Raw genomic sequence first — 13,690 nt, forward strand, 5'->3', positions numbered from 1 at the left:
GCCCGCGCGCTGACGGTCTGGGTGATGGCGACCTTCGTCGGCATCCCGCTCGGGCCGGTGTTCGGCGGCTGGCTGCTGGACAACTTCTGGTGGGGCTCGGTGTTCCTCATCAACGTCCCGCTCGTGCTTGTCGGCCTGGTCGCGGTCGTGCTCTGGATCCCGGGGCTCAAGGGCCACCGCTCGGGGAGCATCGACCTGCCGGGCATCGCCGTCTCGAGCCTCGGGCTCATCGCCCTGACCTACGGTTTCGTGGAGATCGGCGAACGCGGCCGGGACGACGTCCGTTCGCTGCTGCTGATCGCGGCCGGTGCTGTCCTGCTGGCCGTGTTCGCCTGGTGGGAGCGCCGGACGCCGAGCCCATTGATCGACAAAGCGCTGTTCTCGTCACGGCTGTTCAGCTGGGGCGCGATCCTCGCGACAGTGGCGTCGTTCGCGTTGATGGGCCTGATGTTCGTGCTGCCGCAGCTGTTCCAGGCCGTACAGGGCGCGAACGCGCTGGGCACCGGGCTTCGGCTGCTGCCGCTGATCGGCGGCATGCTCGTCGGCGCCAAGCTCGCCGAGCGCGCCCTCGCCAATGCGGGCGGCAAGGCGACGGTCGCGGCCGGGTTCGCCCTGCTCGCCGCGGGCCTCATGATCGGGACGGCGAATTCCGCCGGCGACGGTTTCGGCTTCACCGCGACCTGGGAAGTGATCGTCGGGCTGGGCACCGGGTTCACGCTGACGCCGTTGATGACCCTCGCGCTGAGCGCGCTCAGCGAAGGCCGTGAAGGCTCGGGTTCGGCGATGATCCAGGCGTTGCGCCAGGTCGGCGGCACCATCGGCGTCGCGATCCTCGGCACCGTCCTCAACGCGGGGTATCGCGCGCAGGTCGACGTCACGGGCCTCCCCGCCCAGGTCGCGGAGGTGGCGAAAGGCAGTGCGATGGCCGCGGTGGCCGTCGGCTCACCGGGCTTGGCCGACTCCGCACGCGCCGCGTTCCCGCACGGCATGGCCGGCACGTTGTGGACTTGCGCCGGGATCGCCGTCGCGGGAATCGTGCTGACGCTGATCTTCTTGCCGGGTCGCGCTTCGGAGCCGGCCGTCGAGGCGCCACAATCGGAGCATGACGTCGTCTCCCTCTGAACGCTCAGCTCGGCCGGTCGGCCTGCGTGAGCGAAAGAAGGCCGCGACGCGTGCCGCCATCCAGCTGCACGCGTTGCGGTTGTTCCGCGAGCAGGGCTACGCGCAGACGACCGTCGACCAGATCGCGGAAGCCGCGGAGATCTCCCCGAGCACGTTCTTCCGGTACTTCCCGACCAAGGAAGAGACCGTCCTCTACGACGAGCTCGATCCGATCCTGATCGAAGCCTTCACCGCTCAGCCCGAGGACCTTTCGCCGATCGCCGCGATCCGCGCGACGCTTCGCGAGGTCTTCACCCGGCTTCCGGCCGAAGACCTGGAGCGCGAGAAGAGCAGGCAGGCACTGGTTTTCGCGGTCCCCGAGCTGCGGGCGGCGACGCTGGACCAGTTCAGCGCCGGCCTGACGATGCTCGCCGAAGCGGCCGCCGTCCGCTCCGGCCGGGAGAAGGACGACTTCGCCGTGCGGATCTGGGCCGGGGCGATCGTCGGTGTCGCACTGGCGGCCTTTCTGGCCATTGTGGACGATCCGGCGCCGGACTTCGTCGAGGGCATGGACCGCGGTTTCGCACTGCTAGAGGAGGGTTTGCCGCTGTGAGCGACTTCGCCGGACGTGACGGTGTGGCCTTGGTGACCGGCGGGACGGGCGGGATCGGCTCGGCCATCGCCGCGATGTTCGCCGAGCGGGGGAGCGCGGTCGCGTTCACCTATTTCCGTGACGTCGAAGGCGCCGCGGCGCTGGAGTCCGACCGGGTGACCGGATATCGGCTGGATCTGGGTGACGCCGACGCGACCGGAGCACTGCTCTCGGCGCTCGGGCCGGTGCACACACTGGTCTACGCGTCCGGGCCGCATGTGCCGATGGTGCATCTGAGCCGGGTGACCCCGGAGCAGTTCCGCAAGCAGCTCGACGTCGACGCGGCCGGGTTCTTTTCCCTGGTCCAGCAGGCCCTTCCGCTGCTGCGCGCGAGCAAGGGCTCGCTGGTCGCCGTCACGACCGCGGCCAACCGGCGCTACCCCGTCCGCGATGGCCTTTCCGCCGCGCCCAAGGCGGCGATCGAGGCACTGGTCCGCGGGATCGCGGCGGAGGAAGGCCGCTTCGGCGTGCGCGCGAACAGCGTCGGCCCCGGGATGCTGACCGACGGCATGGCCGCGCGCCTGATCGAGTCCGGCGAACTGGACGACGAAGCGCTGCGGATCACCCGCGGCAACATCCCGCTGCGCCGGTTCGGCTCGGCCGCCGACATCGCGGAGGCGGTGTGTTTCCTCGCGTCCGAGCGCGCGAACTTCATCTCCGGCCAGGCGTTGGACGTCGACGGCGGCTACGGCTGCTGAGGCGTGGGTCACTCGACCTCACCCCTTTTCTTGACTCATTCCAGAAAAGGGGACAAGCTGGCGAGGTCATGAATCACCAGCAAAGCCCCGTGCGAGAGCGCCTCCGCTCGGCAGGTCTCCGGATCACCGCGCCGAGGATCGCCGTGCTCGAGTGGCTCGCCGAGCATCCCCACATGGCGGCCGACCAGGTCGCCGCGGGGATCCGGCCGCTGCTCGGCTCGGTGTCCACGCAAGCCGTTTACGACGTGCTGGGCGCGTGCACGAAAGCCGGTTTGGTGAGACGGATCGAGCCCGCCGGACAGCCGGCCCGCTTCGAGACACGAACAGGGGACAACCACCACCACCTCGTCTGCCGGACCTGTGGCCGCACCGAAGACGTCGACTGCGTGCACGGATCCGCACCCTGCCTCGAGCCCTCCGCGACAGCGGGTTTCGAGGTCGACGAAGCAGAGGTCGTCTTCTGGGGTCTGTGCCCCGACTGCATCGCTGAATCCACCACAAACCAGGAGGTCACGGCATGACGAAGCCGACCACCAACAACGTTGGCATCCCCATCGGCAGTGACAACGACTCGCTGACGATCGGCGCCAACGGCCCGATCCTGCTGCAGGACCACTACCTCATCGAGAAGAACGCGCAGTTCAACCGCGAGCGGGTGCCGGAGCGCGTCGTGCACGCGAAGGGCGGCGGTGCGTTCGGTTTCCTCGAGGTCACCGAGGATGTCAGCCAGTTCACCAAGGCCGCGCTGTTCCAGCCGGGCACGCGCACCGAAAGCGTCATCCGCTTCTCCTCGGTCGCCGGTGAGGCCGGTTCGCCCGACACCTGGCGCGACCCGCGCGGTTTCGCCGTGAAGTTCTACACCTCGCAGGGCAACTACGACATCGTCGGCAACAACACGCCGGTGTTCTTCATCCGCGACCCGATCAAGTTCCCGGACTTCATCCACTCGCAGAAGCGCCGCGCCGACAACCACCTGCGCGATCACGACATCCAGTGGGACTTCTGGACCCTGCGTCCCGAGTCCGCCCATCAGGTCACCTGGCTGATGGGCGACCGCGGCCTCCCATCGAGCTGGCGCGAGATGAACGGCTACGGCTCGCACACTTACCTGTGGGAGAACGCCGGCGGCGAGCGGTTCTGGGTCAAGTATCACTTCAAGAGCGACCAGGGCATCGACTTCCTGACCCAGGCACGCGGCGACGAGCTCGCGGGCCAGGACTCGGACTACTACATCCGTGACCTGTTCCGGAACATCAAGACGGGCAACCACCCGAGCTGGACGCTGCACGTCCAGGTCATGCCGTACGAGGACGCCGCGGACTACCGCTTCAACCCGTTCGACCTGACCAAGGTGTGGCCGCACGGCGACTACCCGCTGATCAAGGTCGGCCGGTACGTCCTCGACCGGAACCCGTCGAACTACTTCGAGCAGATCGAGCAGGCCGCGTTCGAGCCGTCGAACCTGGTCCCGGGCATCGGCCCGTCACCGGACAAGATGCTCCAGGGCCGGCTGTTCGCCTACCCGGACGCCCACCGCTACCGGATCGGCGCGAACTACGCCCAGCTGCCGGTCAACGCGGCCAAGTCCGAGGTGAACAGCTACTCGCGTGACGGCGCGATGCGCTTCAACAACCCGGCCGACCCGGTCTACGCGCCCAACTCGTTCGGCGGTCCGCACGCCGACGCGACGCTGGCCGGCGAGACGGCTTCGACGTACGGCGTCGAGGACGAGGTCATCCGTTCCGCGTACAAGCTGCACGCCGAGGACGACGACTTCGGCCAGCCCGGCACCCTCGTCCGCGAGGTGCTGAACGACGAGCAGCGCGAGCGGCTCGCGAACAACATCATCGGCCACGCGTCGAACGACGTGTCCCAGCCCGTGCTGGACCGCGTCTTCGAGTACTGGCGCAATGTGGACAAGACCCTCGGCGACAAGATCGCCGCGGCGTTCACGAAGTAACACCGAGACTCCCACCACGAGGCAAGCGGCCCGGCGAGCACTGCTCGCCGGGCCGCTCTGTGTTTTGTGGTGATGGGCGTTTTATGGTGATGGGCCTGCGCATACCTATAGAGATTCACATTGTGGGTGTCACCCCTGCGGTGGTACATCCGTGGGGGACATGCCTCGTCTGGAGCAGTGGCGACCCGCAGTCCAGCGGAGTGATGAAGGTAAACGATCACTGAATACACCACTACGAGTGACCCGAATGTTCAGACGGGTGAGGTGAATGCGGAGAGTCAATTTTCGCCCCCGCGAAGTTGATCATCCGAGGTATGCGCAAGGACAAGGGGTTAATCAATTGAGGGCGATATCGCCAACATCGAATTCGGCACGTAAGGGTTAGAAATCTGCTCTAACCGGTGATCGGCTGGTGTATCCCCGGCACTGCGAGTACCCATTAAGTCCGTTGGGTCCATTGAGGCCAGGAGGAAAAGTAATAATGAAAAGCAACATTGCACGATCAATCGCCGTAGTCGCGGTGGGTAGTTTGCTGGTGTTGGCCTCGGGCAGCGTGGCCGGCGCAAGCACGTCGGGTGGGAAGGGATCGTCCAGTACCGAGGCCGCGTTCACGCAGGTCTTGCAGGCACGTGACGACCTGACCAAGGTGGCCTACGCCGGCGACGTCGCCGCCACGAAGGCCTCGCTGAAGAAGCTCAGCCCGTTGCTGGGTGACGTCGCGGCCGGGAAGCGGTACGCCATCCAGGTCGACGCGCAGGAGAGGGCCTCGGACTCGAAGGTCCGCTCCGACGAGACGGGCCGGATCCTCAACAACCCCAAGGCCACGCCGCGTCAGTTGCCGCCGCTGCCGGACGTCGGCGCCCTGCTGCCGTCCCTGCCGCCGCCGCTGAGCATCGTCTCGGACCTGCTCAAGACACTGCTGAACGCGGTGACGGGTCTGCTGTCGAGCCTGCTGTCCGCGCTCCCGATCCCGCTCCCGTTGCCGCCGCTGCCAGTCCCGGGAGTGCCCGTCCCGCCGCTGCCAGTCCCGGCACTGCCCGTTCCCGTGCCGCCCGTGCCCGTTCCGGCTCCGCTGCCGACCCCGTAGCGGAACCGATAATCGGGGGGAACCGGAATCCGGTGCGGAGGTCATTCCGCACCGGATTCCGGTTATTTGGAAGCTTTTTCATATTTCTTATTTCCTCAACTGAGGCCTAACCTGAGCGCACCCGCGGCTTCCATCGTCGCCTCGCGGAATCGGCGGCCGACGCCGAGGAAATTCACATAACCGTGCACGAGATCCGGCTGGCGGCTCAACGCCGTCGGAACCCCGGCTTCTTGGAGCCGTTTCGCATAAGCCTCGCCCTCGTCCCGGAGCGGGTCGAATCCCGCCGTCGCGATATACGCCGGCGGCAATCCGGACAGGTCCTCGGCGAGCAGCGGCGACAGTCGCGGGTCGGTCACGTCGGTGCCTTTCGGCGCGTAGTGGCCTTCGAACCAGTCCATGTCGACGTCGGTCAGGAACAGGCCCTTGCCGAACAGTTCGCGGGACCGCCGGCGCGTGCTGAAATCCGTCGCCGGGTAGAAGAGCAGCTGGAACTTCGGCGCCGGACCACCGCGGCGAGTTGTCACCTGGGCCGTCACGGCGGCGAGGTTGCCGCCCGCGCTGTCCCCGCCGGCGGCGATCCGGGCGGGATCCGCGCCGAGCTCACCGGCCTTCGCGTGGGCGTAGTCGAAGGCGGCCAAGGCGTCGGAGGTCGCGGCCGGGAACGGGTGTTCCGGCGCCAGGCGGTATTCGACGGACAGCACGCGGACGCCGGCGTGCACGGCCAGGAACCGCGCGGTCGTGTCGTGGCTCTCGCGAGTGCCGAGTACCCAGCCGCCACCGTGATAGAAGACGAGCAGCCCGGAAGGCTCCGGAAGCCCGCCCGGTGTGTAGAGCGTCGCGGGGATGTCGCCGTCCTCGCCGGGGATCGCGAGTTCGCGGGTCGCGACCGGTTCGAGTGGCTTGCCACTGACGAGATGCCGCGAACCGAGCAGGTTGGCCCGCGACTCGTCGACAGTGCCCTTTACCAGGCCGGCCCCCGAAATCTGCTGGAGCTTGAGGAGCAGTTGCGCGTCCAGTGCGAGTTCCTGGCCGTCCAGCCGAAGCGGCCGGCCCGCGATCAGCCTGCGGACCACCTGCGGCATCGCGAACATCAACTGGGCGCCGGCGGCCTGAATGCGTACTTGGAGCGGTATCGACATGCTTCCTCCGTATGTGCGGTCCGATCGGGACGCTACTCGTCAGTAGGAATCGGGTCCAGCTGTGACCGAGGACTCCGTCCCAAATCCTGGTCCTCTACCTAACTGGAGGGGTTAACCTCAAAAGCGTGACTTCAGCAGCAGCGGTCAACGTGCTCGGCATCGGTGGCTCCCTTCGTGACGGTTCCCAGTCCGAAAGGGCACTCCGAATAGCGCTCGACGGCGCCGCGGAAGCTGGCGCGAACATCAGCGCGATCACCGGCGGAGACCTGCTACTGCCCTTCTATGACGCCGCCGAGCTGGAACGCAGCGAGAAGGCGACCCGGCTCATCGAGGCCGTCCGCACCGCCGACGGGATCATCGTGGTCTCGCCCGGCTACCACGGCGCGTTGTCCGGGCTGGTCAAGAACGCCCTGGACTACATCGAGGACCTTCGCGACGACAGCCGCCCGTATCTCGACGGCCGGGCCGTGGGGCTCGCTGCCGTCGCGTACGGCTGGCAGGCCGCCGTCACGACGCTGGACCAGCTCCGGACCATCGCGCACGCCCTGCGCGGCTGGCCGACGCCGTTGGGCGGTTCGCTCAACTCGGCCGAGGTGAAGTTCGACGAGACCGGCGGCGCCTCCGAGGAGAAGGCCGTCCGCACGCTGCGGCTCATCGGCGCTCAGGTGACCGAGTTCGCGCAGCGCCGCGTTTAGCGGCCGATCACTGGGGTATCCACCAGAAGTGGTGCCTGTAGAGAGAGTGATGCCTGCCATGTGGTGGCACGATTCCCTTGAACGGGAACGTTGTTACCAGTGAGGCGCTCAACGGAGCGCGTCCGTACATGGAGGTAAGCGAACACATGGCTGAGGCGATCTACACCGCAGTGGCAACCGCTCGTGGCGACGGCCGGAACGGCGAGGTGACCTCGTCCGACGGCGTCATCGACGAGTCCCTCGCGGTGCCCAAGGAGATGGGCGGCCCCGGCGGGGAGAAGACCAACCCGGAGCAGCTCTTCGCCGCCGGTTACGCGGCGTGTTTCCACAGCGCGCTCCAGGCGGTCGCCAGGGGAGCGAAGGTCAAGCTTCCCGCGACCACCGTGACCGGCGAGGTCAGCCTGCACAAGCAGGGTCAGGGCTTCGGCCTCGGCGTCGCGCTGAAGGTTTCGCTGCCCGGTCTCGACCAGGCGCAGGCCGACGAGCTCGTCGCGCAGGCCCACCAGGTTTGCCCGTACTCCAACGCCACCCGCGGAAACATCGAGGTCGCGCTCACCGCGACCGTCTGAGAACTTCAAGGAAGGACTGGAAATGGTCAACTCTCCGATCAAAAGCCCGCTGAGCGACAGCGACCGGGAGGTCACCGGCAACGCGTTGCAATCGACGCTCGTCGACCTGGTCGATCTGTCCCTCATCGCCAAGCAGGCCCATTGGAACGTGGTGGGGGCCAACTTCCGGAGCGCGCATCTGCAGCTCGACGAGTTGGTCGACACCGCGCGGCAGTACGTCGACGCGGTGGCCGAACGGGCCAACGCCATCGGGATTTCGCCCAACGGCAAGGCGAAGACCGTCGTCGCGAGCTCGGGCGTGCCCGAGTACCCCGACAACTGGCAGTCCGTCGAGTCCACGGTGGCCGCGATCGTCGACATCCTCGGCGCCATGATCGCGCGGCTGCGCAAGTGGATCGACGAGACCGACAAGAGCGACCTGGTGACGCAGGACCTCCTCATCGAGATCACCCAGGAGCTGGAGAAGGCTCACTGGATGTGGCAGGCGCAGCAAGCCTGACGTTTTCACTCGTTTGAAGGCCGCCACGGTCCGCCCGTGGCGGCCTTCGGCGTACTAGCCTCGAAATCATGGTGCTGCACAAGGGAAACCCGAGTCGCCCCGACAACCCCGGCGGGACGAATCCGTTCTATACCGGGATGAACCCGGCGCTCGGTGCGGAGCTGACCCCGCCGCGCGAACGACTGCTCGACATCGCGCTCCCCGCCGACACGGCGTTGCAGCTGGTTCGCGACGAGCTGATGCTCGACGGCAACGCCCGGCTCAACCTCGCCACCTTCGTGACGACCTGGATGGAACCGCAGGCGCGCGAGCTGATGGCCGAGTGCGCCGAAAAGAACATGATCGACAAGGACGAGTACCCGCAGACGGCTGAGCTGGAGCGCCGCTGCGTCGCGATCCTCGCCGATCTCTGGAACGCCCCGGACCCCGCCGACATCATCGGCTGCTCGACCACGGGTTCCTCCGAGGCCTGCATGCTCGCCGGGATGGCCTTCAAACGGCGTTGGTCCAAGCTCGGCCGCACCGGCAAGCCCAATCTCGTGATGGGCGCGAACGTCCAGGTGTGCTGGGAAAAGTTCTGCGAATACTGGGAAGTCGAGCCGCGGCTGGTGCCGATGGAGGGCGATCGGTTCCACCTGTCCGCCGGGGAAGCCGTCGCGCACTGCGACGAGAACACGATCGGTGTCGTCGCGATACTGGGGTCCACTTTCGACGGCAGCTACGAGCCGGTCGCCGAAATCGCCGCCGCATTGGACGAATTCCAGGCCAAGACCGGCTTCGACATCCCGATCCACGTCGACGGCGCGTCCGGCGCGATGATCGCACCCTTCCTCCACACTGACCTGGAGTGGGACTTCCGGCTGCCGCGGGTGGCGTCGATCAACACCTCGGGCCACAAGTACGGGCTGGTCTATCCGGGCGTCGGCTGGGTGGTGTGGCGCGACCGCGCGGCGCTGCCGTCCGAGCTCGTGTTCAACGTCAACTACCTCGGCGGCGACATGCCGACTTTCGCCCTCAACTTCTCCCGCCCGGGCGCCCAGGTCGCCGCGCAGTACTACACGTTCGTGCGACTGGGACGTGAAGGTTTCCGTGCGGTGCAACAGGCTTCGCGCGATGTCGCGACCTACCTGGCGGACAAGATCGGCGAGCTGCCGGAGTTCCGCTTGCTGACGCGCGGCGACCAGCTACCCGTGTTCGCGTTCACGACCGCGCCGGACGTCACGGCTTTCGACGTCTACGACGTGTCGCGGCGGCTTCGGGAACGCGGCTGGCTGGTGCCGGCCTACACGTTCCCGGAGAACCGGACGGACCTGGCGGTGCTGCGGATCGTGGTCCGCAACGGCTTCACCCACGACCTCGCCGACCTGCTGCTCGGACACCTCACCCAGGTACTCTCCGACCTCGCCAAACAGGACGCCCCCACCCACGATCCCGCCACCAGCACGGGCTTCCACCACTGAAAGTGGCATGAACGGACCTTTCATCTCGAAATTCGAGATGAAAGGTCCGTTCATGCCACTTCTTTAGCGCCAGGACTTCGCCCGCGCGTACTGATCCGCCCACCGGGCGTCGGCGCCGAGGGCGTTGGCGGCGCGCAGCGGCCAGTGCGGGTCGCGGAGCAGGGCCCTGGCCAGGAAAACGGCGTCGGCCGCGCCGGAGGCGATGATCTCCTCGGCCTGCTCGGGATCGGTGATCATGCCGACCGCGCCGGTCGCGATCTTCGCGTCGGTGCGGATGCGTTCGGCCAGCGGCACCTGGTAGCCGGGGCCGATCGGGATGTTCGGCGCCGGGGTGTTGCCGCCGGACGAGGTGTCGATGAGGTCGATACCGCGCTCGTCGAGGAGCCGCGCGAGGCGGACGGAGTCTTCGATGGTCCAGCCGCCGTCCTCCCAGTCGGTCGCGGACAAGCGCGCGAAGATCGGGCGGCCTTCGCCGAGTTCCTCGCGGACGGCTTCGGCGATCTCCAGCGCGAGCCGGGTCCGGCCCTCGAAGTCGCCGCCGTAGCGGTCGGTGCGCGAGTTGGACAGCGGTGAGTAGAACTGGTGCACCAGGTAGCCGTGGGCGAAGTGCAGCTCGACGACGTCGAAACCGGCGTTGACCGCGCGCCGGGCCGCGGCCGCGAACTGGCCGGGCAGCTGCGCGACCTCGGCCTCCGAGAACGGCCGCGCCGGGGCGTACTCGCCGAAGGGCTGGTCGTCGGCACCGACGGCCCGCCAGCCGCCTTCCTCCTCCGGCACGGTGCCGGACCCGTCCCACGGCCGTCGGGTGGAAGCCTTGCGGCCGGCGTGGGCGAGCTGCATACCGGCGTAGGTGCCCTGGTGGTGGATGAACGTGGTGATCCGGCGCCAAGCCGCCGCCTGCTCGTCGTTCCAGATCCCGGCGTCCTGCGGGCTGATCCGGCCTTCCGGCGTGACCGCGCTGGCCTCGGTCATCACGAGCCCGGCGCCGCCGGCGGCGAACTGGCCGAGGTGCATGAGGTGCCAGTCGTTCGGCAGGCCGTCGGTCGAGGAGTACTGGCACATCGGGGAAACCCACGCGCGGTTCGACACGGTGAGATCGCGGATGCTGAGGGGTTCGAAGAGACGGCTCACACCTACATACAACGGCACGACATGGTGCGCCCATCCGCTACCAGCGGGTAACGTTGCTCTCATGGGAATCGCCAAGGATGAACGGCTCGCGCTGTCCGCGCTTTTCGACGAGCTCGGCCCGGACGCGCCGACGCTGTGCGAGGGCTGGCAGACGCGGGACCTCGCCGCGCACCTGGTCGTGCGTGAGCATCGTTTGGACGCCGCGCCGGGCATCATGATCCCGGCGCTCGCCGGTCATACCCAGCGCGTTCAGGACGGTTACGCGAAGCGGCCCTGGGGTGAGCTGGTCGAGACCGTGCGAACGGGCCCGCCGTGGTTCTGGCCCGCGTCGTTCGGCCCGCTCGACGAGCTCACCAACGCCGCCGAGTTCCTCGTCCACCACGAAGACGTCCGCCGCGCGCAGCCCGACTGGAAGCCGCGCCCCGCCGACCCGACCCGCGACGCCGCGACCTGGAAGGCCGCCACCCAGGGCGGCCGCCTGAACTTCCGCAAGAGCCCGGTGGGCGTCATCCTGCGGATGCCCGACGGCCGCGAGGCGACGGTGAAGAAGGGACCGGACCAGGTCGCCGTCGTCGGCGCCCCGATGGACCTGCTGCTCTACGCCTTCGGCCGCGACGCCGTCAACGTCACCTTCGACGGCCCCGAGTCCGCCGTCAAATCCCTCCAGTCCACCACCCGAGGCGTCTAATCCGCCCCTCGCCCAGGAATGTGTCGACACTTTCCCGGGTTGTCCACAAGCGCCCCCGGCTGAACTTCCGAATATGTCGACATATTCGGAAGTTATCCACAGTCCGAGGGGTTTGTGGATAAGTCCTGTGGACAACTTGGGGATCAGCGGAGGCCGAGGGCTCGCAGGGCGAAGTGGACCTCGATGGACGTCTGCTTGATCGTCTCGGCGATCACCAGCGACCCGTGCCCGGCGTCGTACCGGTAGAACTCGTACGGCAGATCGCGCTTCGCGAGCCTGTCGAGGTAGTTCTCGATCTGCCGGATCGGGCAACGCGGGTCGTTGTCCCCGGCGAGCACCAGCACCGGCACCGCGACGGCGTCGACGTAGGTGATCGGCGAGCACTCGTCGTACACCGCGGGCACGGACTCCGGCGAGCCGCCGAACAGTGCGCGGTCGAACGAGCGCAACTGCTCCATCTCGTCCTCGTACGCGGCGACGTAGTCCGCCACCGGCACGCCCGCGACCCCGGCCGCCCACCGGCCCGGCTGCGTGCCGAGCGCGAGCAGCGACAGGTACCCGCCCCACGAAGCGCCGTTCACCACACACTTCTTGGGGTCGGCGAGTCCACTTTGGACCGCCCAGTCGTGCACCGACGCGACGTCTTCGAGCTCGGTCAGGCCCGGCCTGCCCTCGATCGCGTCACGCCAAGCGGAGCCGTACCCGGTCGAACCGCGGTAGTTGACCTCGACGACGGCGAATCCGGCGTCGAGCCAGGTCGCGCGGTACGCCGAGAAGCGGTCCTCGTCGGCAGCGTGCGGGCCGCCGTGCAGGGAGAACACTGTCGGCAGCGGGCCTTCCGGCGCGTCGACCGGGCGCGAGACCAGCGCGTGGATCTGCCCGCCGACACCTTCGACGAACGCGTCGGTGATCGGGGCCGACTCCGGCGCCCGCTCGCCCGGCGGCTCCAGCAGGACGCTGTCCGTGCCGTCGGACGTCCGGACGCGCACCGCCGTCGGCTGGGCCGCGCTCGACCACGAGTACTCGACGGTCCCGTCCGGGCGCACGCCCGCGCCGCCGATGCGACCCGGCGAGGTGTCCAAAGAGGACAGTTTGCCGCTCTCGAGTTCGTACCGGTAAAGGGAACTGCGGCCCTGATGGAACTGCGCGACCAGAAGCGCGTCGGCTTCCGGGTACCAGTCGGCGGAAACCTCGCCCGGCAGCTCGAGTTCGATCTCGGTTTCGGTGTCGGCGGTGATGTCCCAGATCATCAGCTCCTCGCGGCCGCGACGCTCGTGCAGGACGAGCAGTCGCTGGTCGCCGAGCACCGGCGAGAAGCTCAGCGCGGAGAGTCCTTTGCCCTCTCCGTCCCATTTGTCCGCTACCGCCGCGAAATCGGCCGTGTTCACCACGCGCAGGGCCGGGTGGCGCGAGTCGCCGTGCTCGGAGTGCGACAGCGCGAGGAGGCTCTCGTCGCGCGACATCGACGCGATACCGGCGTCGTCCTCGTGTGAGTAGAACAACTCCGTCTTGCCGGCCTTGTGCGCGAAGAGGCGGCTGCCGTCGTCGGTCGAGACGCCGATGGTGATCACGTCGGTGCCGATCTCGAGCCCGGCCGGGTAGCCGTCGTGCACGTCCGGCACCGCCCGCTCGGCCGCGGCGCCACCGGCGAACGGTTCGCGCACCCAGGAGCCGAATTCGTCGCCGTCGGTGTCGTTGAACCACCAGATCGACTCGCCGTCCGGCGACGGCGTGGCCATCATCGTGCCGTTGGGCCGATCGGTGACCCGGCGATGCTCGCCCGTCGCCCTGTTCCAGGCGTAGACCTCCCAGACGCCGCTCGCGTTCGATACGTAGAGGTTGGCGTCCGGCGCGTCGATGGCCCAGTCCGGGACGGAAATCCGGGGGGCGTGGAACCGCGCGCGCCACCTTGTTTCGGCTTCGGCGTCGTCGAAAAGGCGGTCCGGGACCACCGCTGACGGGTGCTGGGTTCCAGGCTGCGTATTCACCTCTCGATCCTGCCACGTGTTTG

14 protein-coding genes are annotated in these 13,690 nt (G+C 68.0%); 11 read left to right on the plus strand and 3 right to left on the minus strand.

Going from position 1 to position 13,690, the window contains the following annotated elements:
* The 6 genes from VGP60_RS13565 to VGP60_RS13590 form a co-directional block, all read left to right on the plus strand.
* A partial coding sequence (locus VGP60_RS13565) for an MFS transporter (RefSeq protein WP_327548328.1) occupies nucleotides 1-1,122 on the plus strand: 1,122 nt, incomplete at its 5' end.
* On the plus strand, nucleotides 1,103-1,714 hold the full coding sequence (locus tag VGP60_RS13570) for a TetR family transcriptional regulator (RefSeq protein ID WP_327548329.1): 612 nt from the start codon (nucleotides 1,103-1,105) through the stop codon (nucleotides 1,712-1,714). The genes VGP60_RS13565 and VGP60_RS13570, both read left to right, overlap by 20 nt.
* Nucleotides 1,711-2,451, plus strand: a complete 741-nt coding sequence (locus tag VGP60_RS13575) for an SDR family NAD(P)-dependent oxidoreductase (RefSeq protein WP_327548330.1) — start codon at nucleotides 1,711-1,713, stop codon at nucleotides 2,449-2,451. Before VGP60_RS13570 ends, VGP60_RS13575 begins: the two co-directional genes overlap by 4 nt.
* A 68-nt stretch (nucleotides 2,452-2,519) precedes the next feature.
* Entirely contained in the window at nucleotides 2,520-2,972 is a 453-nt protein-coding gene (locus VGP60_RS13580) for a Fur family transcriptional regulator (protein ID WP_327548331.1), read from the plus strand.
* Nucleotides 2,969-4,411 carry a catalase gene (locus VGP60_RS13585; protein ID WP_327548332.1) on the plus strand — a complete coding sequence of 481 codons (1,443 nt, stop codon included), beginning with the start codon at nucleotides 2,969-2,971 and terminating at the stop codon, nucleotides 4,409-4,411. The genes VGP60_RS13580 and VGP60_RS13585 overlap by 4 nt, the downstream gene beginning before the upstream one ends.
* Nucleotides 4,412-4,892: 481 nt before the next feature.
* Nucleotides 4,893-5,498 carry a hypothetical protein gene (locus VGP60_RS13590; RefSeq protein WP_327548333.1) on the plus strand — a complete coding sequence of 202 codons (606 nt, stop codon included), beginning with the start codon at nucleotides 4,893-4,895 and terminating at the stop codon, nucleotides 5,496-5,498.
* Nucleotides 5,499-5,593: 95 nt separating this feature from the next.
* Here the strand turns inward: VGP60_RS13590 and VGP60_RS13595 are convergent, their stop codons facing one another.
* Complete coding sequence (locus VGP60_RS13595; protein ID WP_327548334.1) at nucleotides 5,594-6,637, minus strand: alpha/beta hydrolase; 1,044 nt, start codon at nucleotides 6,635-6,637, stop codon at nucleotides 5,594-5,596.
* 125 nt (nucleotides 6,638-6,762) lie between these two features.
* Between VGP60_RS13595 and VGP60_RS13600 the strand changes: the two genes are divergently transcribed.
* From VGP60_RS13600 to VGP60_RS13615, 4 genes are all read left to right on the plus strand, one after another.
* A complete protein-coding gene (locus VGP60_RS13600; RefSeq protein WP_327548335.1) occupies nucleotides 6,763-7,332 on the plus strand; it encodes an NAD(P)H-dependent oxidoreductase in 570 nt (189 codons plus the stop codon).
* A 146-nt stretch (nucleotides 7,333-7,478) separates the two neighbouring features.
* Complete coding sequence (locus VGP60_RS13605) at nucleotides 7,479-7,901, plus strand: organic hydroperoxide resistance protein (RefSeq protein ID WP_327548336.1); 423 nt, start codon at nucleotides 7,479-7,481, stop codon at nucleotides 7,899-7,901.
* Nucleotides 7,902-7,923: 22 nt separating this feature from the next.
* On the plus strand, nucleotides 7,924-8,400 hold the full coding sequence (locus VGP60_RS13610) for a DNA starvation/stationary phase protection protein (protein WP_327548337.1): 477 nt from the start codon (nucleotides 7,924-7,926) through the stop codon (nucleotides 8,398-8,400).
* 68 nt (nucleotides 8,401-8,468) lie between these two features.
* Nucleotides 8,469-9,860 (plus strand): glutamate decarboxylase, encoded by a 1,392-nt coding sequence (locus VGP60_RS13615; RefSeq protein WP_327548338.1) that lies wholly within the window; start codon nucleotides 8,469-8,471, stop codon nucleotides 9,858-9,860.
* Nucleotides 9,861-9,923: 63 nt separating this feature from the next.
* Here VGP60_RS13615 and VGP60_RS13620 read toward each other — a convergent pair whose 3' ends face one another.
* Nucleotides 9,924-10,991 (minus strand): NADH:flavin oxidoreductase/NADH oxidase, encoded by a 1,068-nt coding sequence (locus tag VGP60_RS13620; protein ID WP_327548339.1) that lies wholly within the window; start codon nucleotides 10,989-10,991, stop codon nucleotides 9,924-9,926.
* Nucleotides 10,992-11,052: 61 nt separating this feature from the next.
* Between VGP60_RS13620 and VGP60_RS13625 the strand changes: the two genes are divergently transcribed.
* Nucleotides 11,053-11,679, plus strand: a complete 627-nt coding sequence (locus VGP60_RS13625) for a TIGR03085 family metal-binding protein (RefSeq protein ID WP_327548340.1) — start codon at nucleotides 11,053-11,055, stop codon at nucleotides 11,677-11,679.
* Between the two features lie 143 nt (nucleotides 11,680-11,822).
* On the opposite strand, the gene VGP60_RS13630 is transcribed toward VGP60_RS13625, so the two are convergent.
* The gene (locus VGP60_RS13630) at nucleotides 11,823-13,667 is read right to left on the minus strand and encodes a prolyl oligopeptidase family serine peptidase (protein WP_327548341.1); all 1,845 of its coding nucleotides are present in this window, start codon (nucleotides 13,665-13,667) and stop codon (nucleotides 11,823-11,825) included.
* Nucleotides 13,668-13,690 lie beyond the last annotated feature (23 nt).

The sequence above is a fragment of the Amycolatopsis sp. genome (assembly GCF_036008905.1).
Classification (GTDB): Bacteria; Actinomycetota; Actinomycetes; order Mycobacteriales; family Pseudonocardiaceae; genus Amycolatopsis.